Here is a 26246-nt window from a genome sequence, read left to right on the forward strand (position 1 = left end):
GTCGTCAAATCATGTGGTCAGGAAATTCGATCCCTCGACCGTCTGGCGGCCGATGGCGTCGAAATCCCAAGCGATGCCGAGTCCGGCCTCGGCGCTCGGAATGGCATATCCTTCCGCGATCGTCATGCCCTTTGTCGTCAGGCTGTCCAACTGCGGGATGTACTCGACCCAGCGCGCATTCGGCACGGCGGCGCAGAGCGCGACATGCAGTTCCATCAGGAAGTGCGGGCAGACGACGACGTTGAACGTCTCGGCCAGGTGCGCGACCTTGAGCCAGGGCGTGATGCCGCCGATGCGGGCGACGTCGACCTGGACGATCGAGCAGGCGCGGCGCTGCAGGTAGTCGCGGAAATGCAGGCTGGAATAGAGGCTCTCGCCGACCGCGATCGGGATCGAGGTGGATTCGCAAAGCCGGATATGGCCGTCGACGTCGTCGGCCGTCAGTGGCTCTTCGAGCCAGCCGATATCGGCCGCCTCATAGTGGCGCGCACGCCGGATCGCCTCGTCGACCGAGAAGGCCTGGTTGGCGTCGGTGAAGAGCTCGAAGCCGGGGCCGACAGCCTCGCGAACGGCGTTCAGCCGCGCGACGTCCTCGTGGATCGGCCGGCCGACCTTCATCTTGGCGCCGCCGAAGCCATTCTCCTTGGCCCGCAGCGTGTCCTCGATGATGGATTCGACCGGCAGGTGCAGCCAGCCGCCTTCGGTGGTGTAGAGGCGGATCTTCTCTTGTGCGCCACCGGCTAGGATATGCACCGGCAGGTCCGCCTTGCGCGCCTTCAGGTCCCAGAGCGCCGTATCGATCGCGGCGAGCGCCAGCGAGGTGATGGCGCCGACCGAGGTCGCATGCGTCATGAACAGAAGATCACGCCAGATCTGCTCGATCATGCCGGCCTCGCGGCCGATCAGGGCCGGCGCCAGCGTCTTCTCGATCAGCGACATGATGGCCGGGCCGCCGGTGCCGATCGTGTAGCTGTAGCCGGTGCCGACCGCGCCATCGGCATCGGTGATGCGGATGATCGGCGTTTCCTGGCTGACGAAGGACTGGATCGCGTCGACCCGTTTCACCTTCGGCTTCAGGTCGACCATCAGGCCTTCGACGCGAACGATCTTTGCCATGGTTCCTCCCCCCCCTGTTTCTCTTCTAGACCAGCACGCTCTTGCCCGACGCCCTGTCGAAGACATGCAGGCGGGAGAGATCGAGATGGAAGGTCATTTGCTCGCCCGGCTTGACGAAGCGGGGGTTGAGCATCTTGCCCTGAACTTCCTTGCCGCCGAGTTCGGTGTAAAGCAAGGTTTCCGTGCCGAGCGGCTCCGGCAGGATGATCGTGCGCTTGACGGTCGCCACTTCGTTGTCGCCATAGAGGCCGTAGCCGACTGGCGAGAACGCCTCGGCGCGGAAGCCGACGGTGACCGCCTGGCCGTCCTTGACCTTTTCCGCGGCCGCGGCTGGCAGGGCCAGCGTCACTCCGTCGGACAGCTTGGCGACCTTGCGGCCGGCATCGGTCGAAACCGTCGCATCGAGCAGGTTCATCGGCGGCGAGCCGATGAAGGAGGCGACGAAGGTGTTCTTCGGCTGTTCGAACACTTCTGCCGGTGTGCCGACCTGCTCGATATGGCCGTCCTTCATGATCACGATGCGGTCTGCGAGCGTCATCGCCTCGACCTGGTCGTGCGTGACGTAGACGATCGTCGTCTTGACCTTCTGGTGCAGCTTCTTGATCTCGACACGCATCTGGCCGCGCAGCTTGGCGTCGAGGTTGGAGAGCGGCTCGTCGAACAGGAACACGTCCGGGTGGCGCACGATCGCGCGGCCCATGGCGACGCGCTGGCGCTGGCCGCCGGAGAGTTCGCCCGGCGTGCGCTCGAGCAGCGGCGTCAGGCCGAGGATTTCGGCGGCTTCCGCCACCCGCTTCTCGATGGTCGCCGTATCCTGCTTGGCGATCTTGAGCGAGAAACCGAGGTTCTCCTTGACCGTCATATGCGGGTAGAGCGCGTAGTTCTGGAACACCATGGAGATGTTGCGCTCGCGCGGCGCCAGGTCGTTCACCACCCGGTCGCCGATCGAGATGGTGCCGCCGCTGATCTCTTCCAGGCCGGCGATCATGCGCAGCGTGGTCGACTTGCCGCAGCCGGACGGGCCGACCAGCACCACGAACTCGTTATGCGCGATGGTGAGATCGATGCCGTGAACGACGCCGACCTTGCCGTAGCTCTTGACGAGCTTTTCGAGTCTGACCTCTGCCATATCGAATTATCCTTTGACGCCGCCGAAGGTGAGACCGGCGATCAGATGTTTCTGCACGATGAAGGTCAGGATGAGCGCCGGCACGATGATGATCACGGCCATGGCGCACATGCCGGTCCAGTCGACCGTGAACTGTGCGGTGAAATCCATCAGTCCGACCGGCAGCGTCTTCGACGCCGTGGTTCGGGTGAGCTGGGAGGCGAGGGCGAACTCGTTCCACGAGGTCAGGAAGGCGAAGATGCCGGCCGACGCGATGCCCGATTTGGCGAGCGGGAACTCGATCTTCCAGAATGCCTGCCAGCGCGTGCAGCCGTCGACCTGGGCGGCTTCCGAAAGCGAGAGCGGGATCTGCCGGAAGAATCCGTCGATCAACCAGATCGTGAAGGGAATATTGAGCGCCAGATAGACGAGGATGACGCCGAAATCCGTGTCGATCAGGCCAACCCGGCTCCAGATCATGAAGACCGGCAGCGACAGGGAGATGCCCGGTACGGTGCGCGAGAGCATCAGCCAGAGGAAGGCGACGTTCTTGCCCTTGAAGCGGTAGCGGGCGAAGGCGTAGCCGCCCATCATGCCGATCAGAACCGCCAGAACCGTGCTCGTCACCGAGATGATGACGGAGTTCATGAAGTAGCGGATGACGGGTATGCCCTGCTGGCTATCCGAGAGACCCAGGATCGCGCGGAAATTGTCGAGCGTCCAGCGTTCGGGAATCCAGACCGGGGGGCGGGCCATCACCTCTACATTGTCGCGGAAGGCCGTCATCACGATCCACAGACCGGGGACGCAGATGATCGCCATGACGATGAAGACGCCGAAGCGGATCAGCCAGCGTTGCCAGGAGCGTTCCATTTATTCGACTCCGCCCATGGTGCGTCGCGCGGCGGCGAGCTTCCGGAAGAAATAGACGGTGAAATAGACCGACAGCAGGATCGAGGCGTAGGACATGGCGTTGGCCATTCCCATGCGGGCGTCCTGGTAGCCGGTGCGGGCGATCAGCGTCCACAGCAGTTCGGTGCGTCCCGCCGGGCCGCCATTGGTCATGATCTTGACCATGTCATAGGCGCGCGCGACGTCGAGCGAGCGGATGGCCATGGCGATGTAGACGAAGGGCATCAGGTAGGGCAGCGTGATGTGGCGGAAAACTTGCCACGGATTGCAGCCGTCGACCTTGGCCGCCTCGATCGGATCGCGCGGCATGGCCATCAGGCCCGCCAGCAGCAGGATCGCGAAGATCGGCGTCGACATCCAGACCTCGGCCATCAGGATGGCAAGGTTGGCGGTGATCGGGTTGACCAGCCAGGGGATCGTGACGTTTTCCCAGCCGAGCGACTGGATGGCGTTGTTCACCAGGCCGACATTGTCGTTGAAGATGTATTTGAACTGGAAGCCGACCAGGATCGGCGAGAACATCATCGGGAACATCATGATGGTGCGGATCACGCGCTGGCCGGCGGTCAGCTTGTCGATCAGCAGCGCGATGCCGAGACCCAGCACCAGTTCGAGATTGAGCGCGACGGTCAGAAAGACCAGCGTGCGGCCGAAGGCCCACCAGAAGTCCACATCGCTCAGCAGCCGCTGATAATTGCGCAGGCCGACCCACTGCCAGAGCGAGTCCGGCTTCACCAGGCGATAGCCGGTGAAGCTCGTATAGAGCGAGAAGAGGAGCGGCACCGCCACCACCAGCACGATGATGACGAAGGCCGGCATCAACAGCAGGATCGGAGGCGAGAGCCGGCTTCGGAAGAAACGCATGAATGGATTCCGTGGGCCGTTGGAACGGGCTTGGACCGCAAGGTCCGGGTCTTGGCCGCGAATCCCGTCAAGGGAAGGCGGGGAAGGCGTCGGCGCTGTCGGCCGGCGCGATCCAAAGGACCCTCGCCCAGGGAGGGCGAGGGCCGATCTTCGGGACGCGAGGCCTATTGGAGGACGCCGGCGTCTTCCATGATCTGCGTCGCCTTCTTGGCAGCCGTATCGAGGGCTTCCTGAGCCGTCTTCTGGCCGACGATGGCAGCCTGCAGTTCGGGCCAGATGACGTTCGACACTTCGATCCACTGCGGGACGAGCGGCGGCGTGCGGGCGTCGGCGAGCGACTTTTCCCAGACCGCGAACATCTCGGCCATGTACGGCGTGTCGCTCTTCTTGAATTCCTCGACCACGTCGGTGAAGGCCTTGGTCCGGGTCGGCAGGTTGCCGGCGCGGGCTTCGAGCATTTCGGAATCGTAGTCGGTCAGGAAGGTGATCAGGCTGGCCGCGGCCGGCTTGTTGTCACAGGCTTCCGTGACCGAGAAGGAGTGCGAGCCGGACCAGCCGCCGCGCTTGCCGGCGGTGCCGAGCGGTGACAGGGCGAAGCCGACATTGCCTGCGACCTTGGACTTGGCGGGGTCATTGTAGAAGGCGGCGAAGCCGGGCCAATCCAGATCGACGGCGAGCGTGCCGGCGGCGAAGGCCTGGCCTATGTCGTCCCAGGTGTAGTTGACGGTGCCGGCCGGGACGGCCTTGGCATTGTAGATGTCGATGAACCACTGCAGGGCATCGACGCCGGCCTTCGAATTGAAGATCGGCTTCCAGTTCTCGTCGAACATGTCGCCGCCATTGGCGCGCACGATCTCCATGAACCGGCCGGTCATGCCCTCGTCCTTGCCCGCGAAAGCGGTGCCATAGAGGTTCGGCGGATTGGCGAAGAAGATGACCTGCTGCTTCAGCTCGTCATAGGTGGTCGGCGGCGCGAGTTCGGTGCCGAACTTTTCCTTGTACTTCGCCTTGTTGTCGGCGTTCTCGTACAGGTCCTTGAGATAGTACAGGTTCGACACGTCTGTGACGCGCGGGAGCTGCACGAGGCGGCCATCCACCATCGACGAAGCGAGCGTGCCGGGGACGAATTCGTCCAGCGTCGCCTGCGGGATCAGTGTCTTCAGGTCGACATAGATGTCGCCATATTGCGGCGCGAAGCTGGTGTGGTTGGAGCCGACGCACCAGGTGATCGCGCCGGTCGCGATGTCCTGCTTGATCTCGCGGTCGAGCTCGAAATGGTTCTTCGACGAAACGATCTCGACCTTGGCGCCGGTCGCCTTTTCCCATTCGGGAATGCGCGTGTAGAGCTTCTCATACTGCGTGCCGCCGATCAGCTTCACCTTGAGGGTGTAGCCCGGGAACGAGCCCCAGTTGGCGGCATCTTCAGCCGAAGCGACCGCGGTCAGCGCGCCAAGAGCCGCGCACGAAAAAAGAGCGGCCTGAATGCCGCGCATAAAACGCATGTGTCGAATTCCTCCCAGAACACGACCGAACCCCTTTGGATTCGAGGTCGCACATTCTCCACCACTGAATGGAGTATTCGTATATAAGCGAAATTGACTGGACCGAGTCAATGTCTAACTTGTCACGGCCGGGCCCGGGGGCCATGGGGAGGCGGACCATGCTGGACGACGCAAACGATCGATATCGCGCACCCGCCCTCGACAAGGGGCTGGACATTCTCGAGCTGCTCGCGGCGACCGACGAGAGCATGACGCAGGCGGAAATCGCCAAGGCGCTGAACCGGTCTCCGAATGAAATTTACCGCATGCTCGACCGTCTGGTCCGGCGCAGCTATGTCGCCCGCGTCCATGGCGATCGCTACGAACTGACCCTTCGGCTGTTCGCGCTGGCCCATCAGCATGCGCCGGTGCGCCGTCTGGTCAGTCAGGCGCTGCCGGTGATGCGGCAGTTCTCGCGCGATTCCGAGCAGGCCTGCCATCTCGCCATCTACGACCGTGGCCGCATCGTCGTCGTCGCCCAGATGGATGCGCCAAGCTATTGGAGTTATTCAATTCGTGTCGGCGCGCGGGTCAGTCTCTACAATACCGGCTCCGGCCATGTTCTGCTCGCCTTCGCGACGCCGGAGGAGCGAATGATGATGGAAGCGGAGCGCGAGGAGCAGGCGGAGGACAAGGGGCGGCCGGACAATCTCGACGAGCGCCTGGTCCAGATTCGCCGGCGCGGCTACGAGTCGACGGCGAGCGCGCAGTCGCAGTCCGTCTATAACCTGTCGGTGCCGGTTCTTGGCGCCAACGACACGGCGCTTGCGGCGCTGACCTGTCCCTTCCTGCCGCGCATCGATCGCCCCAACGTGCCCGACATGCAGGAGGTGATGACCATCCTGATGGCCGCGAGCCGGGATCTGTCGCATGTGCTCGGCCGCGGTCAGGCCGAGGCGTGAAGGTCGAGCGGAGCCGGCGAATCCGGGGTGCGGTATCGCCTAGACGGGCCTTGTCAGGCTCGTAACACTGTGAATGATATGCCCACATATGAATAGCCGGGACAATGAGCCCGGGCGGAGGAGACGTGCCATGCGGATGATCGATACCCACCTGCACCTGATCCATCAGGAGCGGTTTTCCTATCCCTGGCTCGGTGGCGCGCCGAAGATCAATCGGAATTTCACGCTTGAAGATTACCTGCCCCAGGCGAAGGCCGCCGGCATCACCGACATGCTGCACATGGAAGTCGATGTCGCGGAGAAGGACATTGAGGCAGAGACGGAATTCGTCACCGGTCTCGGTCAGGGCGTGATCGGTGCCATTGCCGCCTGCCGGCCCGAAAAGGCTGACTTCGCGGGCCAGCTCGAGCGCCTTGCCGCCAATCCGAAGGTCCGGGGCCTGCGCCGCATTCTGCATGAATCGCCGGATGAGCTTGGCCAGCGGCCGATCTTCACCGAAAACATCCGGCGCCTTGCCGCGCACAAGCTGAGCTTCGATTTCTGCGTGCTGCCGCGGCAGATCCCGATCGCGATCGCCATCGCCAAGGCAGCCCCCGACGTGCAGTTCATCGTCGATCATTGCGGCGTGCCGAATGTCAAGGACAAGGCCTTCGAGCCTTGGCGTACCAACATGTCGGCGATCGCCGAGCTGCCGAATGTCGCTGCCAAGATTTCCGGCGTCATCGCTTATGGCGATCCCGTCAACTGGACCGTGGAGGACCTGCGCCCCTTCGTCGAGCACACGATCGGCGCCTTCGGCTGGGACCGCGTCGTCTGGGGCTCCGACTGGCCCGTCTGCACGCTAACCGCCGATCTTGGCCGCTGGGTGGCGGCGACGCATGCGATCATCCAGGGCGCCAGCGATGACGAGAAGGCCGGCCTGCTTCACCGCAACGCCGAGCGGATCTATCGTCTGGATTGAGCTCCGGAGGGTTTGTGCGTGTTTCGAGGCCCGCTTTGCCGCGCGCCTCAGCCCGTTGGGAGCGGAGTTCGCCTAACCTTCGCTCCCTTCAACATGCTGAGGAGCCCGCATCAGCGGGCGTCCCGAAGCCTGCATCGCCCAACGATCCAAACCAACCGGGAGGAACCACCATGCAGCGCATGGGTAATGTCATCGGCCTGCAGCCCGACGCCATCGCGGAATACAAGCGCCTGCACGCCGCCGTCTGGCCGGGTGTGCTCGCCAAGATCGCCGACTGCAACATCAGGAACTATTCGATCTACCTCAAGGAGCCGGAAGACCTGCTCTTCGCCTATTTCGAATATCACGGCACCGACTTCGCCGCCGACAGCGCCAAGATGGCTGCCGATCCTACAACGCAGGAATGGTGGTCGGTCTGCATGCCGCTGCAGAAGCCGCTCGACACCCGCAAGGAGGGCGAGTGGTGGGCCGGCATGGAAGAGGTCTTCCATATCGATTGACGGCACGCGCCGGGCGCTTTGTCCAATCGTCGCAAGACCGTCACCCTAGCCCTCTCCCGCCCATGGGAGAGGGGACACCAAGGCGCCTCCTGCCGCGCGAAAAGAGATTGCCATGACGTCCTTTGACCCCGCATCGCTCGCCCAGGCCTGGCCGCGGCCCACCGTGCCGCGTCCGATCGTCATCATCGGCGCCGGCGGCATCGTCAATGACGCGCATCTGCCGGCTTATGCGAAGGCGGGCTTCCCCGTCGCTGGCATTTTTGACCGCGATGTCGGGCGTGCCAAGGCGTTGGCCGAATCCTGGGGCGTGCCGTTCCTGCGGGCGCTGGACGAGGCCCTCGCCGTGCGCGACGCCGTATTTGACCTGGCGACGCCGCCGGTCGCGCATCTGGAGATCATGCGCCGCTTGCCGAAGGGCGCGACCGTGCTGATCCAGAAGCCGATGGGGCGCGATCTCGACGAGGCGACCGCGATCCTGAATCTGGCGCGCGAGCGCCAGTTCCATGCCGCCGTGAATTTCCAGCTTCGCTTCTCGCCGATGATGCTGGCGGTGCGGGACGCCCTGGCCAGGGGCCTGCTCGGTCGGCTGGTCGATGTCGAAATGCATCTGAACCTGGTCACGCCCTGGCACCTGTTCCCCTTCCTGAAAGGCATGTCGCGGGTCGAGATCGCCGTGCATTCGATCCACTATCTCGACCTGATCCGCAGCATGCTCGGCAATCCGGTCGGCATCCATGCCCGCACGCTGGGCCATCCCGGCAACGAACTGGCGCAGACGCGCACCTCGGCGATCCTCGATTTCGGCGGCGATGTCCGTTGCACCCTGTCGATCAACCACGACCATGATTTCGGCCGCAAATTCCAGGATGCCACCTTCCGCTTCGAGGGCGACCAGGGCGCGGCCTCCGTCAAGCTCGGCCTGTTGCTCAACTATCCGGAAGGCGAGCCGGACGAGCTCTGGATCACCGCTGCGCGGGGCGCTGACGCCAACTGGCAGCCGGTACCGCTTGCTGGCGGCTGGTTCCCGGATGCCTTTGCCGGCGTGATGTCGAATTTGCAGCGCTTCGCCGCCGGCGAAGATGACAGCCTCGTCACCTCGGTCGAGGACGCCTGGCACACCATGGCGCTGGTCGAGGCGGCGTTCCGTTCGGCTGCCGAACCCGCGACGCCGGTGCCGCAACAACCCTGATCGGCGGGACAGCTGATCCAATCGATCAATCAATCTGCGGGTGGAAACTTGATTTGCAGATGAGCGATTGATTGATATATGAACAAAATTGAGGGACGGAGAGGACGATGACAACTGAGGATTTCGCGCCGACCGTCGGCGTGAGTTCGACGCATCCCAAGGACATGCCGCGGGATCACGCCGACCTTCCGGTCTGGAATGCGGAGAACTGGCTGTATGAGGATTGGCCGGTCGGCCAGAGGATCCGCTCGCTGCGCCGCACGATCGGCGAGAGCGACTCGCATCTCTTCAATGTGCTCGTGACCGACATCCACCCCTACGTCCAGGACCAGAAATTCGCCGAGACGGAAGGTGTGTTCGGCCGCCGTCTGGTCGCCGGTGCCTTCGTCTTTTCGGCCGGCCTCGGCCTTGTCGCGACCAACTGCGTCAACGCCTTTTCCTATGGTTACGACAAGCTCCGCTTCATCAAGCCGGTTTTCATCGGCGACACGATCTACACGATCCGCACCAATCTCGAGAAGCGGCCGAAATACACGGAGATGGGCCTGATCCGCGCCTCCTACGAGGTGTTCAAGGGCGAAGGCGAACTGGTGCTCTATTGCGAGCATCTGCAGACTGTCCGCTACCGTGATGCAAGCGCTTTTGCCGATCAGGTCGAGAAGAAATAGGCCAAGAATGTCCCAATCCGATTTGCCGCTCGACGGCCTGCTTGTCGTTGATCTCAGCCAGTTCCTGTCCGGTCCCTATTGCGCGCTGCGGCTGCTTGATCTCGGTGCCCGAGTCATCAAGATCGAGCGCCCGGACGGCGGCGATCTCTGCCGCCGCCTCTATCTGACCGACACCGAGATCGGCGGCGATTCCACGCTCTTTCATGCGATCAACCGCAACAAGGAGAGCTATGCGGTCGACATGAAGAATCCGGCCGAACTGGAGAGCCTGAAGAAGCTGCTCGCCAAGGCCGACGTCGTGATGCAGAACTTCCGCCCCGGCGTGATCAACCGCCTGGGCCTCGGCTACGAGACGATCAAGGCGATCAATCCGGATGTCGTCTATGGCTCGATCACCGGCTATGGCGATGAGGGGCCGTGGGTCACGCGCCCGGGCCAGGACCTGCTGGCGCAGGCGCGCTCCGGCGTCACCTGGCTGAATGGCGATGAGGGCCAGGGGCCGGTGCCGTTTGGCCTCGCCATCGCCGACATGCTCGCCGGCGCGGCCCTTTGCCAGGGCGTCTTGGCGGCTCTGGTCAAGCGCGGCATCTCCGGCAAGGGCTCGCATGTCGAGACCAGCCTGATGGAGGCGCTGATCGACTTCCAGTTCGAGGTGCTGACGACACATCTGAACGATGGCGGCCGCAAGCCGACCCGCGCCAGTTTCCGCAGCGCGCATGCCTATCTTTCCGCGCCCTACGGCATCTATCCGACGAAGAACGGCTTTCTTGCCGTCGCCATGACGCCAATTCCGAAGCTTGCCGATCTTCTCGATATGCCGGAGCTCGATCTCTATCGCGATACGCCGAAGAGCTGGTTCTCCGAGCGCGATGCGATCAAGCGGCTGATCGCCGACAAGCTGGCGACCGAGACCACCGAGCATTGGCTCGCCATCCTCGAGCCCGCCGATATCTGGTGCGCCAAGGTGCTGGAATGGCCGGAATTGCTGCAGAGCGAGGGCTTCACCGCGCTGGACATGCTGCAGACGGTGGAGCGCGCGGACAATGTCCGCGTCGTCACCACCCGCTCGCCCATCCGCGTCGACGGCAAGCGCCCGCCGTTGTCGCGCGCTGCGCCGCGCATCGGTGAACACACGGAAGAGATCCGGGCCGAATTCGGTCTTTGAGGGGGAAGAGATATGACCAAGCCGATCACGCTCAAGGGCATGACCTGGAGTCACCCGCGCGGCTACGACCCGATGGTTGCCTGCGCCGAGCTGTATCTGAAGAAGACGGGTGTCGCGGTCGAATGGGACAAGCGCTCGCTGCAGGATTTCGAGAGCTTCCCCGTCGAGGAACTGGCGCGCGCCTATGACTTGATCGTCATCGATCACCCGCATGTCGGCCAGATCACCAAGGAAGGCTGCCTGGCGCCGCTCGATGTCCCGGGCCGCGAGGCCGAGCGTGAGGCGCTGTCTGCCGGCTCGGTCGGCAAGTCCTATCCGAGCTACACCTGGCAGGGCCAACAGTGGGCATTTCCGATCGACGCCGCCACCCCGGTGCTCGCGTATCGTCCCGATCTGATCGACACGCCGCCGACGACCTGGGACGAGGTCCTGGCGCTTGGCCCTGGCAAGGCGCTGATGCCGTTCCGCGCGCCGCATTCGCTGATGACCTTCTATTCGCTCGCCGCCAATCTCGGCCGTCCCTGCGACGTCTCCGGGGAGGGCAATCTGATCGACCCGGAGGCGGGCGCACGAGTCTATGAATTGCTGCAGAGCCTGGCTGCCAACGGCATGGCCGATTTCGACAGCGACCCGATCGACGTGTTCGAGAAGCTCGCTGCGGAAGGTTCCGAGATCGCCGTGGCGCCGCTTCTCTATGGCTATGTCAACTATGCGATCGACGGCTTCCGTCCCAATCGCCTCGCCTTCGCCGACATGCCGGTCCTGGGATCGAAGGGGCCGGTGGGCTCGGCACTCGGCGGCACCGGTATCGCCGTCTCGGCCTATTCGGAAAACCGTGAAGCCGCGATCGATCTCGCCTACTGGCTCGCCAGCGCCGATATCCAGCGAGGCCCCTATGCCTCGAATGGCGGTCAGCCCGGTCACGCGACGGCCTGGGAGGATCCCGCCGTCAACGCGCCGACGCACGGCTTCTATCAGAACACCCGGCCAACGCTGGAAGGTGCCTGGCTGCGCCCCCGCCACAATGGCTACATGGAGTTCCAGGACGCGGCCTCGAAGCGCATCAATGTCGCGTTGAAGGCAGGCGAGCCGGCCGCATCGGTGGTGGCGGAACTGAACCTGCTGTTCCGCCAGAGCTTCGCCAACGCCTGAACCGCGCCAGCTTCTCGAATGGAAAACGGGGCGCGCTGGCGCTCCGTTTTCTTGCCGGTCCCAAACGGCACGCCCTATCGTTGATTGTTAACAATATAGTTGCCGCGCGAATGGCGCGCGGTAGTCAAGCGGGCGACTGCTGCAGAAGCTGCTCGCGCAGGCGGGCATAGGCGCCCTGGATATGCGCGTCTATGGCGTCGACCGCTTTCGTCGCATCGCGTTCGCGCAACTGTTCCACCAGACCGGAGTGATCGCGGTGCCACGACGTCAGATAGTCGTCCGGCAATCCGTCACGGAGCAGCAGAAACACCAGGATCTGCGAGCGGAGCGCCTCCCAGGCGCGGTAGAGCCGGGTGTGATGCGCGGCGCGAAACAACGCGTCGTGGAAGTCGATGTCCAGTTCGGCGACGCGGCGGCGCGTCATGCTGCTACGCGGAACCGACTGAAATAACAGCAAGATTGCTTCAAGCGGCGCAAGATCCGCCTCGGTCGCCTTGAGGCAGGCGCTTTCCACGGCCAGCCGCTCCAGAGCGCGTCGCAGCGTGTAGATCTCGTCCGCATCCTCGACCGACACACGCGCCACGGTGGCGCCGCGATGCGTTTCATGGATGACGAGTCCCTCCTGTTGCAGGCGGAAGATCGCCGCGCGGATCGGCCCCCGACTGACCTTCAGGCTCTCTGCCAGTTCATCTTCGATCAGGCGCGCGCCGCTTGCGATACGGCCGCTCAAAATCGCTTCGCGGATCGAATCCGCGACATCGTCGGTCAGGACGCGACGTTCGCGGCGCTGGAGTGGAGGCGTCACGGGGCTCTTGCTCATCGCTTCGGTCTACTGTTAACAATCTGGTTCAGGCCAACATGAAGCTGGCCGCAAAACGGTGAGGAGCACTATGCGCATTCTGAAGGCCAATTGGTATCCGCCCGAGAACGAGGAACTGATGCGTCTGTTCGGCGCGACGGTGGATTTCGATATCGACGCGACCCCGACGAGCCCGGACTACCGCCTGGCGCGCGAGCGCAGCGCCGCCGCGGATGCGCTGATCAATTGCTCGGCCACGCTGCCTGTGCCGGCCGATCTCGATGACTTCGCCAAGGTGAAAATCGTCGTGCGCGAGGGCGTCGGCTACGACAATCTCGATCTCGAAGGCTGGGGGGCGCGCGGCATTCCGGTCTGCAACGTGCCAGACTATGGCACCACCGAGGTCGCCGATCATGCCATCGCCCTGATGCTGGCGCTCACGCGCGGCACCGAGACCTATGACCGCCTGCTCAACAGCGATCCGGCGAATGGCTGGAGTTTTTCGCGGGCGCCGCTGGTCCGGCGGCTGCGGGGCGCCACGTTCGGCGTCGTCGGCCTCGGTCGGATCGGCCTCGCCGCGGCACGGCGGGCGGCCGCCTTCGACATGCGTGTCGTCTTCTACGATCCGCATCTCTCGAACGGCGTCGAACTCGCGACCGGCTATGAGCGGGTGCACAGCCTCCGTGAACTGATGTCGATCTGCGACGTGCTGTCCGTGCATGCGCCGCTCAGTGCCGAAACCCAGGGCTTCATCGATGCCGAAGCCTTCGCGGCGGCCAAGCCGGGGCTGATCCTGATCAACACCGCGCGCGGACCGATCGTCAATCTCGACGATCTGACGGAAGCCCTGCGGGACGGTCGCGTTGCCGGCGCCGGGCTCGACGTATTGCCGAAGGAGCCGGCGGATCGCAGCCACCCGCTGATCGCCGCCTGGGGCGCCCGGGAGCCCTGGATTGACGGACGTTTGGTGTTGAGCCCGCATGCCGCTTTCTACAGCCCTGCGTCGATGAAGGACATGCAGCGCAAGGCGGTCGAGTGCATCCTCGCCTATTTGAACGAGGGCCGCCTGACCAATTGCGTCAATCGGCAGTTTTTGACGACACCTCTCGGCAAGGCCTCCTAGCGGGAATTGCTATCGGAACAGCAAAAGAGGCGGTGATCGCAGGATCGCCCCCTCTTTTGGATGATGCAGGGCCAAGTCGCTACGGTTTCGACTGGCGCTCCAGCAGGGCGAAGAACACCACCGTCATGGCTAAGACGATCACCAGCAGAACGAAGGCAGCGGCCGCGCCCTCATTGATCGACAGGCCGAGAAAGGCCTGGCGGTAGGCGAAGAAGCTCAACACTTCGGTCGAGGTGCCAGGCCCGCCCTTGGTCAGAACATAGGGCAGGTCGTAGGTGCGGAATTCATTGATCAGCTGGATGATCACCGTGATCGCCGCGACCGGGCGCAGCATCGGCAGGGTGATGAACCAGAATTGCTGCCAGCCCAGCGCGCCATCGACTTCGGCGGCCTCATAGGGCTCGCGCGGCAGCGAGGCGAGGCCGGCGGCCAGGATCAGCACGACGAAGGACATCTGCTGCCAAATATCGATGCCGGCCATGGTCCAGAGTGCCAGGCTGGGTGAACCCAGCCAGTCGAGGCGCGGCAGGCCGATCGTTTCCATCAGGTGATTGACGATGCCGAGATTGGGCTGCAGCAGCATGCGCCAGATCAGCGCGACGCTGACCGGCGACATCGCCATGGGGATGGTGAGAATGGCGAAGTAATAGGGCTTGGTGCGCACGACGCGGTTCAGCATCAGCGCGATGCCGAGGCCGATGACGAATTCGCCGGTGACGGTGATGACGGAATACTTCACCGTCAGCCAGGTTGCGTTCCAGAAACGGTCGCTCCCCATCATCGTGGCGAAATTGTCGGCACCCACGATCGGCAGGATCGCCGGCTTCAGCAGCGTATAGGACGAGACCGAGAGCACGCAGGCGTAGAGCAGCGGAAAGCCCATGACGATGGCGAGCAGGATCAGCCCGGGCGAGGCGAAGGCCCATCCCGTCCGCGCTTCCCGATGCGCCCAGTTCATCCAGCCTGTCATGAGGTCCCGTCCGATGTTTCTGCTAGTCGAGCGCGCGGCGCGGCGTTTCCGGTTTTTCCGGCGGGGGAAGCGCAGCGTGGGCCGCGCTTCCGTAGGTCTGATGCCGGCGATGTGCCGGGAGAGGCCTTACTTGGCCAGCAGTTCCTCGAGGCCCTTGGCCGCGCCCTTCAGCGCTTCCTCCGTGGTCGCCTCGCCGCCGCCGGCCTGCGAGAGATGCGTGCCGAGCACGTCCTCATACTGGGCCGAATAGGCGAAGATCGGGAACGACTTGCCGGTCGCGACGATCTCCTGGGCTTCCTTGTAGTAGGGGTACTTTTCGAGCACCTTGGCATCCGTGTAGACGTCGGCGCGAACCGGCGCGTGGCCCTGCAGGGCGCGGGCGATCGAGACGTCCTTGCTCTGCACCCACTGGATGAACTTCCAGGCGGCTTCCTGCTCTTCCGGGCTGACATTCTTGGGAATACCCCAGCCCCAGCCGCCGCTCTCGCCATGCCCGCCCGGCATGGTGGTCAGCGCGACCTTGCCGGCGACGTCGGGGCACTTCTCCGCATTGTCGATCTGCGGCAGCATCCACCAATAGGTGACCATGCTGAACGCCTTGCCGCTGCACATCAGGCGCAGCGTGTCGTCGAGATTGGCGGAGAGGGCGCCCTGCTGCGCGCCATTCTTGATGTTGTCGACATAGAGGTCGAGCGCGACCTTGCCCTCGGGGCTGTCGAGCGTCACCTTCTTGCCGTCGCCGAGATAGCTGCCGCCCGACGAGAACAGGTAGTTGGAGAACTCCATGCTGTTCGGGTCGCCACGCTGGCCCTGCATGGCAGCTCCCGCCACGTCGGCATTGGCCTTCATGAACTTGGAGATCTCGACATACTCGGCGAGCGTCTTCGGAGCGGCGAGGTCCTTGCCCGTCGCCGTCTTGAAGGCTTCCTGCAGCTTCGGATCGGCGAGCAGGTCCTTCCGGTAGATCAGGCCCATCGAGTAATTGTACATGGGCAGGATCTGCAGGCTGTCCGGCGTACGGCCGAGCAGGTCGAGGGTCGAGGGAATGAACGGCGACAGGTCGTAGTTCGACTTCTCGATGAAGGGCTTGAGGTCGGCGAGCCAGCCGGCGGCCGGAAATTCGCCCGCCCACAGGAAGTCGACCTCGAGCAGATTGTAGTAGCTCTGCGGCGAGACCAGCTGCGACACGAGCTTGTCGTGCATGTCGGGGTAGCCGATCTTCTCGAACTCGACCTTGATCCCGGTCTCCTTCTCGAAGTCGGGCAGCATCGTCTCGATGATCTGGGTCTCCGGCACATCCTCCATGAGGGCGCGCAGGACAATGTCGTCGGCATAGGCCGGAGCCGTCGCCATTAGCGCGCCCATACCAGCGGCCGCGAGTAGAATCCGTTTCAGCGTCATGATTTTCTCCTCATTGTGCCGGCGATACGATGCCTTGCGGCTTATTTGACACCGCCGAACGTCAATCCCTGAATGATGAACCGCTGGATGAAACGCGACGCGATCACGAGCGGCAGGATGGCCAGCACCACACCTGCCGAGACCTTGGCGATCTGCACGCCATTCGATGTCTGCAACGCAGCCAGCGAAACCGGTATCGTGGCGGTCTGTGGACCGCTGAGCACGAGGGCAAACAGGAACTCGTTCCACGAGAGAATGAAGCCGAGCACGCCGGCCGCGGCAAGGCCGGGCAGAGAGATCGGCAGAACGATGCGCCAGAACGCGCCCCAGGCGGTCGCGCCATCGGTCATTGCTGCCCATTCCATGTCGACCGGCACACCCTCGAAGAACCCCATCAGGATCCAGGTCAGGAACGGCAGGTTGAGCGCGGAGTAGACGAGGATAAGGCCGGGCAGCGAATTGGTCAGGCCAGCGCCGCGCAGCAGCGCGAAGGCGGGGAGCACCAGCGCCACGGGTGGCAGCATCTGGGTCGCCAGCACCGCGAACCGGGCGAAGCGCCCGCCGGTGCGAAAGCGGGCAAAGGCGTAGCCGGTACAGGCGGCGAAGGGGAGGGCCACGATGACCGAGCCAAGCGCCACGATCAGGCTGTTTACATAGAACGTGCCGAACCGGTTCTTGGCGAACAGGCCGGTGTAGTTGTCCAGCGTGAAGGCCGGGAAGATCTCCGTGCTGTAGGACATTGATTCCGGCACCAGGCTGGTGCGCAACGCCCAAAGCGGGGGTAGCAGCACGACCACGCATGCCAGAATCAAACCGAAATGCAGGCCGAACTTGCGCATGGAACCCTCGCCTTAGCGACCGACCGGCAGAGGCGGTCGCGCGACCGCCTTGCCGGTTTCTGAATCGAAGAGATGCATCGGCTCGACATCGACATAGAGGTCGATCATCGAGTCCACCGGCGCGAAGACGTGCCGGCCGAGCCGCGCCTGGATTTCGATCGGCTTGTCGCGACCGAGCTGGCCGATCAGGATGTTTTCGGCGCCCAGCGCTTCGACCGCAACGACCTTGACGCGAATGTGCTGCCAATCGGGCCGTTCCCGGGTCTCGTAGATGTCCTCGGCGCGGATGCCGGCGGTAATCGGCCCGCCAGCCTTCTGGACATAGGGCAGATAGTGCTTGTCGGGGACGGTGACGCTGGTCTCGGAATCGATCCGTACCACCAGCTTCTCGCCTTCATGCTCGAGCCGGGCCGGGATCAGGTTCATCGGCGGCGTCGCCAGGAAGCGCGCCACGAAGGTATCGGCGGGATTGGCGTAGACGTCGAGCGGCCGGCCGGTCTGGATCATCCGCCCTTCGCGCATGATGCAGATGCGATCGCCCATCGTCATCGCTTCGACCTGATCATGCGTCACATGCACGATGGTGCGGCCAAGGCGGCGATGCAGCTTGACCAGTTCCAGACGCATCTCGGCGCGAAGCTGTGCATCGAGATTGGAAAGCGGCTCGTCGAGCAGAAAGGCTTCCGGCTCGCGCACGATGGCGCGGCCGAGCGCCACGCGCTGGCGCTGGCCGCCGGAAAGCGCGCCGGGCTTGCGCTGGAGGAGATGGTTGAGGCCGAGAAGATCGGCAGCCTTGGCGACCTTTGAGTCGATCTCGGAAAGGGCGACGCCGCGCATCTTCAGGCCGAAGGCCATGTTGTGCCAGACGGACATGTGCGGATAGAGCGCATAGCTCTGGAACACCACGGCGACATTCCGGTCGCGCGGGGCGACGTTGTTGACGCTCCGGCCGCCGATCCGCAGATCGCCCGCGGACATGCTTTCAAGGCCTGCGATCATGCGTAGCGTGGTGGATTTCCCGCAGCCGGAGGGGCCCAGGAAAATCACGAATTCGCCGTCCTCGATCTTCAGATCGACGTCGCGCACACCATAGGCGCCGTTGGCGTAGATCTTGGAGACTCGATCGAGCTCGATGGATGCCATTGTCGTCCCTCGTAGGGTGAGAACCTTGCGGCTCCCGTTTCGCCCTCCGCAATTTGCCGGCAAGAGGCCGACATCTTCCAGCGTAAGCGGCGTGATTGTATGCGCACAAATTCAAACGCCTCAAGGATCTTTTTTGGTCGATCGTGTTTAATTTTTGCGCGCGAACCCCGTCGGAAACCCCAAGCGCAAACCTAACCAATTGAAAATCATACCATAACGGTTTCCTCTGAAACTCGATCGAATGTTGTGCAATTTCAGCAAGGAGCATAATTCAACATAATCGCACACATCTTGGCCCGCTGTGTTTGAATTTGTTTATTTTCCTGCTATGCAAGGGGACCGACTCGAGCGTCCTCGCATGCAGCAGGAAAGTTGATTGTCCGAAACCCCGGTTGACGCCCCGAAGCCCGATCCGAACGCCGCAGCCCGCGGTCGTATCTTGCCGGAAATGCGGCACGCGGCCATTCTGGACGCGTTGCGGGCCACGGGCGCCGTGTTGGTCGCCGAAATCGCCGCGCAGCTTCAGGTCTCCGACATGACGGTGCGGCGCGACCTGGTCGAACTGGAGCGCGCCGGCCGCCTTGTCCGTACGCATGGCGGCGCCGTGAGCGCGGTCGGGACCACCACGGTATCGATGGACAGCGAGGAACCGAGCTTCGACGCCAGGCTCCGGCGTCAGCACGAGGCCAAGGAGCGCATCGCGGTCGCCGCGGCGGGTCTGTCGATGGCGCATCGCACCATCGCGCTCGATGTCGGCACAACTACCTATCTGATCGCCAGCCATCTGCGCGAGCGGGCGCATGCCAAGGTTTTCACAAATAGCGTCCGCGTCGCCGCTTTGCTCGGCTCCAGCCAGGCCGAGGTCTACCTCGCCGGCGGCCGGGTGCGGCGCGACGAGCTCTCCGTCGGTGGTGCCGAGGCCGTGGCGCAGTTCGAAAAGCTCTGGTTCGACATCTGCTTCATCGGCCTTTCCGGTCTCACCGAGAGCGGGCTGTTCGACTATTCCTTCGAGGATGTCGATCTGAAGCAGGTCTATCTGAACCGGTCCGGCCTGAAGGTTGCATTGTGCGACTCGTCCAAGTTCCAGCGCATGTCGCTGGTGCATGTCGCACCCTTGACCGAGATCGACGTCCTCATCACCGATGCGCCGCCGCCGGCTGAAATCGCGGCCGCGCTCAAAGCCGCCAAGGTCGACGTGCACGTCGCCCCCTGAGTTTCCACCCCTTCCCAGTTTCTCTCGCAATGGAGCGGACTATGGTTTTTGACTTTTTCGGCGACAAGAAGAAGGTCGTCATTTCGATGTCGCATATCGGCGCCCTGCCGGGTTCGCCGCTGTATGACGCCAAGGGTGGCCTCAACAAGCTGATCGACGACGCGCTCGCCGATGTCGAGAAGCTGCAGGCCGGCGGTGTCGACGCCATCATGTTCGGCAACGAGAACGACCGTCCCTACGTATTCAAGGGCGCGCCGTCGGGCATCGCGGCCATGTCGGCCATCATCCAGGCGATCAAGCCCGAGCTCAAGGTGCCATTCGGCGTCAACTACCTGTGGGATCCGATCGCCTCCGTCTCGATCGGCGCCGTCACCGGTGCTTCGTTCGTGCGCGAGATCTTTACCGGCGTGTTCGCCTCCGACATGGGTATCTGGGAGCCGAATTGCGCCGAGGCATCGCGTCTGCGTCACAATCTCGGCCGCGATGACATGAAGCTGCTGTTCAACATCAACGCCGAATTCGCCCATTCGCTCGACCAGCGTCCGATCGAGTTGCGCGCCAAGAGCGCCGTCTTCTCGTCGCTCGCCGACGCAATCCTCGTCTCGGGTCCGATCACCGGCGAGCCGGCCGATGCCTCGAATCTGCGCAAGGTCTGCGAGACCGTCACCAGCGTGCCGGTCTTCGCCAATACCGGCGTCAACATCGACAACGTCACCGATATCCTGAACCACGCCAGCGGCGTCGTCATCGGCACCCATTTCAAGGTCGATGGCTACACCTGGAATGCGGTCGACGCCGACCGCGTCAAGCGCTTCATGGACGTCGTCTCGCGCCTGCGCTAGGCCCGGTTTCCGGCCGGGTATCCCGACCGTGCCTTCCCATGCCGGCCCTGCCTCGCGCAGCGGCCGGCATGGTCGTTTTGGGCCCTCGCGTGTGCCGGAAATCGCACGGCTCCCGAAAATTAGCGCCTTCGTGCGGTTCCGACGCGCTCTGAGGTGTTTCACCTCATTCATCATTTGAATGCGGAGCGGTTTCGCCTTAGACGAGGGTTCGCGGCTGCGTTGGCTCGCGACGAGCACCCTCGCACCCCTTCGCTTTTGTTGAATTGGCGAACCAGGAAGTCGGACCGACGCCTTCCGGTTCAACGCTTGCTTGAGGAATAGACATGGCCTTGGAAAAGATCGCCGGCGTTCGTGCTGCGGCCCGTGACGTGGAACCGTTCGTCGCCGACCTGTTCAAGGCAGCCGGCGTTAGCGCGGAGAGCGCGGAAGCCTGCGCGCGCGCCCTGGTCGACGCCTCGTCGCGCGCGTTCGACACGCATGGCGTCCGCCTGATCCCCTTCTACATGCAGGGCGTCACGGGCGGCCGGATCAACAAGACGCCGACTCTGTCCGTGACCCAGAAGGCGGCTTCCGCCGTTCATATCGATGCCGATGACGGCTTCGGCCATTTCGCCAGCTACCGCGCCATCGACGAGGCCGCGAAGCTTGCCGACAAGACCGGCGTCGCGGTTGCGACCGCCGGCCGCTCGACCCATCACGGCGCCACCGGCTGCTATACGCGTTATGCCGCCACAAAGGGCTATGTCGCGATCGGCATGACCCATGCCGATGCCATGGTGGTCCCGCATGGCGGCGCCGCCGCCTTCTTCGGCACCAACCCGCTTTCCTTCGCCGTTCCGGTCGAGGGTGAGGACCCGCTGCTGCTCGACATGGCGACCAGTTCCATCCCGTTCAACCGGGTCGGCCTGCGCCGCGCCACCGGCACGCCGCTTCCCGAGGAAGTCGCCGTCGACGATCAGGGCCATTTCACCACCGACCCCAATGCGGCGGTCTGGGTTGCCCCGGTTGGCGGCGCCGGCTTCGGCTATAAGGGCTCTGGTCTCGCCGCGATGATCGACATTCTCTGCTCGGCCTTCACCGGCATGGGGCATGGCAAGACGATGGCGTCGTTCAACGGCCCGGACTTCTCCAAGCCCATCCAGATCGGCCATTTCTTCATCCTGTTGTCGCCGGCAATGTTCCAGACGCTGTCGATGTTCGACGCCCGCATCTCCTCCTTCGTCGAAGACCTGCGCGCCCAGCCGGGCAAGCCGGGCCAGACGGTTCATGCGCCGGGCGATATCGAAAAGGTTGAGGCCAAGAAGCGCGCCGTGGAAGGCATTCCGGTCGACAATGTCACCTGGGCCGCGCTGGAAGGCTTTGCCGACAAGCTCGGCGTCAAGGTCCCGAGCTCCACCATCGACGCAGTCTGAAAGACGAACAGGGAGGCGGCGATCTTCCGGCCGCCGCCTCCGTTGTCTCAATCAGGCCTTGATGCCGAGGCCGTCATTGCCGCTGCCGCAGAGGACGACGACCGTCTTTTCGCCGGCGGCGAGCTTGATGTGGCCGTTGAGAACCGCGGCCGCCGCCGTCGCCGCGCCAAGCTCCACGGCGAGCCCGGTGTTCTTCCACATCCATTCCGCCGCCGCGACCGGCTCGTCTTCCGGCACCAGCACCAGTTCGTCGACGCAGCGCTCGATGATCTCGAAATTGATCGGCGCGGTCGCGCGCGCTGCCAGGATCGGCACGTTGGTGACGACGTTCTCGAGCATGACCGGCTGGCCGGCCTTGCGGGACTCGAAGAGCGTCGGGCAGCCGGCCGCCTCGACGCCGACGATGCGCGTGCCGGGCTTGCGCTGCTTGATCGCCTCGGCGATGCCGGCGATGAGGCCGCCGCCGCCGATCGAGATCACGACCGTATCAACGTCGGGCATGTCATCGAGGATCTCCAGGCCGATCGTCCCCTGGCCGGCGATCGTTGCTTCGTCGGCAAACGGGTGGAGGAGGGCGCCGCCGCGTTCCTCGGCGAGCTTGCGGCCGGCCTCCCAGGAGAGGTCCCAGAACGCGCCGACCACATGCAGTTCCGCGCCATAGGAGGCGATGCGCTGGCGCGCCAGTTCCGTCGAGGTGGTCATGACGCAGACGCTCGCTGGCACGCCCAGCTGTTGTCCGGCATAGGCGATCGCCGCGCCGAAATTGCCGCCAGACGCGGTGACCACGCCGCGACTGCGCACTTCTTCCGGCAGCGACAGCACGGAATTGAAGGCGCCGCGCGCCTTGAACGATCCGGAGACCTGAAGGCATTCCGGCTTGAACCAGAGCTCGGCCACGTCGCCCTTGCGGGGCGAGGGCGCAGCCGGCACCAGCGGTGTGCGGCGGACATGGTCGCGGATACGGGCGGCGGCGTCGGTATAGGCTGTCGGTTGCATGATACGCGTTTCCGGGAATGGCGGGGCCGAGAGCTAGCCCTTGACTGCGCCGGCAAGCATCGACTTGCCGATATAGGGATAGGCGAACAGGCCGAGGATCAGCGGCGGCAGGATGCCGATCGTCATGGCCGCGGCCGTCGGGCCCCATTCGATGCCGCGCGACGTGACGAAGAAGGTGGCGCCGACCGTCACCGGGACCGCGTTCTTGGTGGTCAGGATCAGGCCGAACAGGAACTCGTTCCAGCTGTAGATGAAGGATAGCAGGAAGACGGCGAGCATCACCGGGCGGCTCAGCGGCAGCACGACGTGCCAGAGTGTCTTCCACATCGATGCGCCGTCGATCTTGGCGGCGTCGTCCAGTTCGCGCGGCACGTCCTGCACGAAGCCGACGAACATCACCAGTGCGATCGGGATGTTGATGATGCAACTGATCAGGGCGAGGCCGATGCGGGTGTCGAGCAGGCCGACCTGCTTGTACATGAAATAGAACGGGATCGCGAAGATGATCAGCGGTAGCGCGCGCAGATTGGTGATGATGGGCAACAGCCAGGTCCGGCCGACACCCTGCCGCACCATGGCATAGGCGGCCGGCAGGGTCAGCACGATGGCGAAGATCGTCCCCAGCGTCGCGATGACGATGCTGTTCATGATGTAGTGCGAATAGTTCACGTTCGGCGAGGCGAGGACCGCGCGATAGTGCTCCAGCGTCGGGGAGAAGATCCATTTCGGCGGGTAGGCATTGATGTCGGCATTGGTCTTGAACGAGGTCAGCACCGTGGAGAGGATCGGGAAATTGACCAGAAGCGCGACGGCGACGAACACCACCCAGCGCAGGAAATGGGCGACGCTGTCGATACGGCTGTGACGCGAGACGATCATGTCAGCTCCTCCGGACCACGAGACGCATCGCCACCACGATCAGGGTGAGCGACATCAAGAGCAGCAGGATCGAGACGGCGACGGCCTCGCCCAGCGTGTTCTGCACGAAGAACAGCTTGTAGATGTAGATGCTGATCGAGGTAGTCAGGTTGCCAGGCCCGCCGCCCGTGAGCACGTAGATGTGGTCGAACACGCGAAAGCTGTCGATGAAGCGCACGAAGATCACGATCACCAGCGCCGGCTTCATCATCGGCAGCAGGATGTGGAAGGTCGAGCGGAAGCCCGTCGCGCCGTCGACGGCGGCGGCCTCCTCGAGTTCGTAGGAGACGGTCTGGCGCGCCGTCAGCAGGATCAGGAACGCGAAGGGCGTCCACTGCAGCACCTCGATGGCGACCACGGTCTTGTAGATGCTGCCGCGCCCGAGGAAGTTGACGGCATAGCCCATCATCTCGAGATAGACCGGAACCGCGCCGGTGAATTCGTTGAGGATCAGCCGGTACATCACGCCCATCAGCGCCGGCGACACCATCATCGGCAGCATCAGGATCGCCGTCATCCACGGCCGCTTGACCAGAAGCGGATGCAAAATGAAGACGAGGATCAGGGCCGCGCCGACCTCGATGGTGGTGCAGATGACGGCGAACTGCAGCGAGAAGCGCAGCGCCTGCCACATCTTCGGATTGGTCACGGCGGCGACGTAGTTATCGATGCCGACGAAACTGCCGATCATGTTCTGGAACGAGACGTCGCTGAACGAGTACCAGAGGTTGATCAGCGTCGGAAAGCCGAGCAGCGCTCCCATGAACAGGCAGAGGGGCACGAGAAGGGCGCGGGCCGAGGCCTGCTCCTTGGTCTCGAAGCTTGCGTAGGACATTCGGGCTCCTGGGCGCGGAGGCTGTCGCGAGGGTTTCCCGCGACAGCCTGAGGTCATCGGACGGAAGCTATTGGGCGAAGGCCTTCTTCATGTCGGCGACGACATTGGCAATCGCCTCGTCCTGCTCGATCTCGCCGGTCCAGTAGCCGGTGAAGTTCTCGGCCATGTTGGTGTAGATGCCCATCGCCTTGGCGCTGGTGGCGCCGTCCATGACGAAGCCATACTTGGCGGCGTGCTCGCCCATCAGCAGCATTTCCGGCCGGTCGCCGGCGATCTCCGCCATCAGGCCCTCGGCGAGCGGCGGCGAACCGCCTTCCTTGGCGTAGAGCTTCATCGGCTCGGCGGTGGCGAGCCACGAAAGGAACGCCTTGGCTTCGTCCAGCTTCGCGGTGTTCTTGTTGATGCCGAGACCGAGGCTGTGGAAGTGGGTCTTCGGGCCTTCCGAGCCGGCGGGCTCGTGGCTGAGGCCGAGCTTGCCGGCAACCGTCGGATATTTGGTGGCGTCGTTGAACTCCGGCACGGCGGCGTTCCACTGCAGCATGAACGCGACCTGGCCGGCGCCGAATACGCTGTTGGCCTCGCCATATTCATAGGTCGAGCTGTCGCCGGGCGTCGCTTCGTTGTCGGTGATGATCTTGTAGATCTCGAGGCCGCGCTTGAAGGCGGGCGAGTCGACGGTGATATTGCCGTCCTTGTCGCGCCAGTTGCCGCCATTCGAGGCGACCGTGCCCTGCCACAGCATGATGTTGTAGAGCAGGTTCTTCATCTGCAGCACGGTGCCGTAGCGGGTCGGGCTGTCGGGATTGATCGACTTGGTGAAGAACAGGGCCGAGGCGATGAAATCGTCCCAGTCCCACTGGTCTGCCGGCTTCGGCGACAGCTTCTTGCCGAGGATCTTTTCCGAGATCTCCTCGTATTTCGCCTTCCAGGCCGGATCGGTGTTGAGCTGCTCGATCAGGTCCTTGCGGTAATACAGGAAATGCAGGCTGAGATCGGTCGGGATGCCGTAGGTCTTGCCTTCATATTTCTGGGTCTCGATCGAGTTCTTCGAAACCACCTTGTAGACGTCCTCGGTGACCAGGTCGTCGATCGGCGTCATGAACGGCGCGTAGAGGCCGACGTCATAAGTCGCCGTCAGCATGACGTCGAATTCCTTCGAGCCCGCGGCGACATCGGCCAGCATCTTCTCCTTGAAGCCCTGCTGGCTGAAATAGATCACCGACGCTTTCGAATTGTTCTTGGCGCCCTCGGTGGAGTTGTAGAGGTCGAGCACCTTACGAAAGGCGGACTCGGCCGGTTCGCCCGGCCAGGCCAGGATGGTGATGTCGGCGAGCGCCGTCGAGGCGGAGAGCGCGGTCGCCAGGATGGCGGCACCGGCGGTCAGGAATCTGGTTTTCAACATGTCGTTCCCCGTTGCTGTTCTCTGGACTTCGCTGTCCGGTGCCGACCCATTTCCCGATTGCCGCGCTTCTGCGAGCCGGTCTGCGGGCAGGGCCATCGGCCCGGCGCGGATTCGATTTATTCCATATTTATAGAATTGAATTCATTACAACAGAAGCCTAGCATGGTGACCTCCCGGGTCAAGGCCCGTTTGATCGACCGGTCACCGCAGGAATCTCCGCGATGAGGTGTTGCAGCATCCCGACGGCCGGCCCAGCGGCGGCCCCCCAACGCGCT

General features: G+C 63.7%; 25 protein-coding genes. 11 read left to right on the forward strand and 14 right to left on the reverse strand.

Features of this window, described 5'->3' with window-relative positions:
- Window positions 1-9: 9 nt before the first annotated feature.
- The 5 genes from OSH10_RS07080 to OSH10_RS07100 all read right to left on the reverse strand — a co-directional run bounded on the left by OSH10_RS07080 (window position 10) and on the right by OSH10_RS07100 (window position 5493).
- Window positions 10-1116, reverse strand: coding sequence for a mandelate racemase/muconate lactonizing enzyme family protein (locus OSH10_RS07080; RefSeq protein ID WP_266330937.1), 1107 nt, complete (start codon window positions 1114-1116; stop codon window positions 10-12).
- A gap of 25 nt (window positions 1117-1141) precedes the next feature.
- Entirely contained in the window at window positions 1142-2245 is a 1104-nt protein-coding gene (locus OSH10_RS07085) for an ABC transporter ATP-binding protein (protein WP_266330938.1), read from the reverse strand.
- Window positions 2246-2251: 6 nt separating this feature from the next.
- Complete coding sequence (locus OSH10_RS07090; RefSeq protein WP_266330939.1) at window positions 2252-3097, reverse strand: carbohydrate ABC transporter permease; 846 nt, start codon at window positions 3095-3097, stop codon at window positions 2252-2254.
- The gene (locus OSH10_RS07095) at window positions 3098-4000 is read right to left on the reverse strand and encodes a carbohydrate ABC transporter permease (protein WP_266330940.1); all 903 of its coding nucleotides are present in this window, start codon (window positions 3998-4000) and stop codon (window positions 3098-3100) included.
- A gap of 164 nt (window positions 4001-4164) precedes the next feature.
- Entirely contained in the window at window positions 4165-5493 is a 1329-nt protein-coding gene (locus OSH10_RS07100) for a type 2 periplasmic-binding domain-containing protein (RefSeq protein ID WP_266331138.1), read from the reverse strand.
- A gap of 167 nt (window positions 5494-5660) precedes the next feature.
- Here OSH10_RS07100 and OSH10_RS07105 point away from each other — a divergent pair, with 167 nt between their 5' ends.
- The 7 genes from OSH10_RS07105 (at window position 5661) to OSH10_RS07135 (ending at window position 12078) form a co-directional block, all read left to right on the forward strand.
- The gene (locus OSH10_RS07105) at window positions 5661-6443 is read left to right on the forward strand and encodes an IclR family transcriptional regulator (RefSeq protein ID WP_266330941.1); all 783 of its coding nucleotides are present in this window, start codon (window positions 5661-5663) and stop codon (window positions 6441-6443) included.
- Between the two features lie 130 nt (window positions 6444-6573).
- Complete coding sequence (locus tag OSH10_RS07110) at window positions 6574-7404, forward strand: amidohydrolase family protein (protein WP_266330942.1); 831 nt, start codon at window positions 6574-6576, stop codon at window positions 7402-7404.
- A gap of 170 nt (window positions 7405-7574) precedes the next feature.
- A complete protein-coding gene (locus OSH10_RS07115) occupies window positions 7575-7904 on the forward strand; it encodes an L-rhamnose mutarotase (protein ID WP_266330943.1) in 330 nt (109 codons plus the stop codon).
- A gap of 112 nt (window positions 7905-8016) precedes the next feature.
- Complete coding sequence (locus tag OSH10_RS07120; protein ID WP_266330944.1) at window positions 8017-9093, forward strand: Gfo/Idh/MocA family protein; 1077 nt, start codon at window positions 8017-8019, stop codon at window positions 9091-9093.
- Between the two features lie 107 nt (window positions 9094-9200).
- Window positions 9201-9761 (forward strand): MaoC family dehydratase, encoded by a 561-nt coding sequence (locus OSH10_RS07125; protein WP_266330945.1) that lies wholly within the window; start codon window positions 9201-9203, stop codon window positions 9759-9761.
- A 7-nt stretch (window positions 9762-9768) separates the two neighbouring features.
- Window positions 9769-10926 (forward strand): CaiB/BaiF CoA transferase family protein, encoded by a 1158-nt coding sequence (locus OSH10_RS07130; RefSeq protein WP_266330947.1) that lies wholly within the window; start codon window positions 9769-9771, stop codon window positions 10924-10926.
- Between the two features lie 12 nt (window positions 10927-10938).
- Window positions 10939-12078, forward strand: coding sequence for an extracellular solute-binding protein (locus OSH10_RS07135; protein WP_266330948.1), 1140 nt, complete (start codon window positions 10939-10941; stop codon window positions 12076-12078).
- A gap of 124 nt (window positions 12079-12202) precedes the next feature.
- Here the strand turns inward: OSH10_RS07135 and OSH10_RS07140 are convergent, their stop codons facing one another.
- Window positions 12203-12898 (reverse strand): GntR family transcriptional regulator, encoded by a 696-nt coding sequence (locus tag OSH10_RS07140; protein ID WP_266330949.1) that lies wholly within the window; start codon window positions 12896-12898, stop codon window positions 12203-12205.
- A gap of 70 nt (window positions 12899-12968) precedes the next feature.
- Between OSH10_RS07140 and OSH10_RS07145 the strand changes: the two genes are divergently transcribed.
- On the forward strand, window positions 12969-14000 hold the full coding sequence (locus OSH10_RS07145) for a C-terminal binding protein (RefSeq protein WP_266330950.1): 1032 nt from the start codon (window positions 12969-12971) through the stop codon (window positions 13998-14000).
- Between the two features lie 79 nt (window positions 14001-14079).
- Here OSH10_RS07145 and OSH10_RS07150 read toward each other — a convergent pair whose 3' ends face one another.
- From OSH10_RS07150 to OSH10_RS07165, 4 genes are all read right to left on the reverse strand, one after another.
- Entirely contained in the window at window positions 14080-14970 is an 891-nt protein-coding gene (locus tag OSH10_RS07150; protein WP_266330951.1) for a carbohydrate ABC transporter permease, read from the reverse strand.
- A gap of 126 nt (window positions 14971-15096) precedes the next feature.
- Entirely contained in the window at window positions 15097-16371 is a 1275-nt protein-coding gene (locus OSH10_RS07155; RefSeq protein ID WP_266330952.1) for an extracellular solute-binding protein, read from the reverse strand.
- Between the two features lie 41 nt (window positions 16372-16412).
- Window positions 16413-17210, reverse strand: a complete 798-nt coding sequence (locus OSH10_RS07160) for a carbohydrate ABC transporter permease (RefSeq protein ID WP_266330953.1) — start codon at window positions 17208-17210, stop codon at window positions 16413-16415.
- Between the two features lie 12 nt (window positions 17211-17222).
- Window positions 17223-18353: an ABC transporter ATP-binding protein gene (locus OSH10_RS07165; RefSeq protein WP_266330954.1), complete on the reverse strand. Its 1131-nt coding sequence runs from the start codon at window positions 18351-18353 to the stop codon at window positions 17223-17225.
- Between the two features lie 448 nt (window positions 18354-18801).
- Here OSH10_RS07165 and OSH10_RS07170 point away from each other — a divergent pair, with 448 nt between their 5' ends.
- From OSH10_RS07170 to OSH10_RS07180, 3 genes are all read left to right on the forward strand, one after another.
- Complete coding sequence (locus OSH10_RS07170; protein WP_266331139.1) at window positions 18802-19566, forward strand: DeoR/GlpR family DNA-binding transcription regulator; 765 nt, start codon at window positions 18802-18804, stop codon at window positions 19564-19566.
- Between the two features lie 41 nt (window positions 19567-19607).
- Window positions 19608-20408 carry a BtpA/SgcQ family protein gene (locus OSH10_RS07175; RefSeq protein WP_266330955.1) on the forward strand — a complete coding sequence of 267 codons (801 nt, stop codon included), beginning with the start codon at window positions 19608-19610 and terminating at the stop codon, window positions 20406-20408.
- 323 nt (window positions 20409-20731) lie between these two features.
- Entirely contained in the window at window positions 20732-21820 is a 1089-nt protein-coding gene (locus tag OSH10_RS07180) for an Ldh family oxidoreductase (protein ID WP_266330956.1), read from the forward strand.
- Window positions 21821-21871: 51 nt separating this feature from the next.
- Here OSH10_RS07180 and OSH10_RS07185 read toward each other — a convergent pair whose 3' ends face one another.
- The 4 genes from OSH10_RS07185 to OSH10_RS07200 all read right to left on the reverse strand — a co-directional run bounded on the left by OSH10_RS07185 (window position 21872) and on the right by OSH10_RS07200 (window position 25971).
- Complete coding sequence (locus tag OSH10_RS07185; RefSeq protein ID WP_266330957.1) at window positions 21872-22816, reverse strand: threonine ammonia-lyase; 945 nt, start codon at window positions 22814-22816, stop codon at window positions 21872-21874.
- Between the two features lie 33 nt (window positions 22817-22849).
- Window positions 22850-23695 (reverse strand): carbohydrate ABC transporter permease, encoded by an 846-nt coding sequence (locus OSH10_RS07190; protein WP_266330958.1) that lies wholly within the window; start codon window positions 23693-23695, stop codon window positions 22850-22852.
- Window position 23696: 1 nt separating this feature from the next.
- A complete protein-coding gene (locus OSH10_RS07195; RefSeq protein WP_266330959.1) occupies window positions 23697-24569 on the reverse strand; it encodes a carbohydrate ABC transporter permease in 873 nt (290 codons plus the stop codon).
- A gap of 67 nt (window positions 24570-24636) precedes the next feature.
- Window positions 24637-25971, reverse strand: a complete 1335-nt coding sequence (locus OSH10_RS07200; protein ID WP_266330961.1) for an extracellular solute-binding protein — start codon at window positions 25969-25971, stop codon at window positions 24637-24639.
- Window positions 25972-26246 lie beyond the last annotated feature (275 nt).

This window comes from Kaistia defluvii, assembly GCF_026343955.1.
GTDB lineage: Bacteria > Pseudomonadota > Alphaproteobacteria > Rhizobiales > Kaistiaceae > Kaistia > Kaistia defluvii.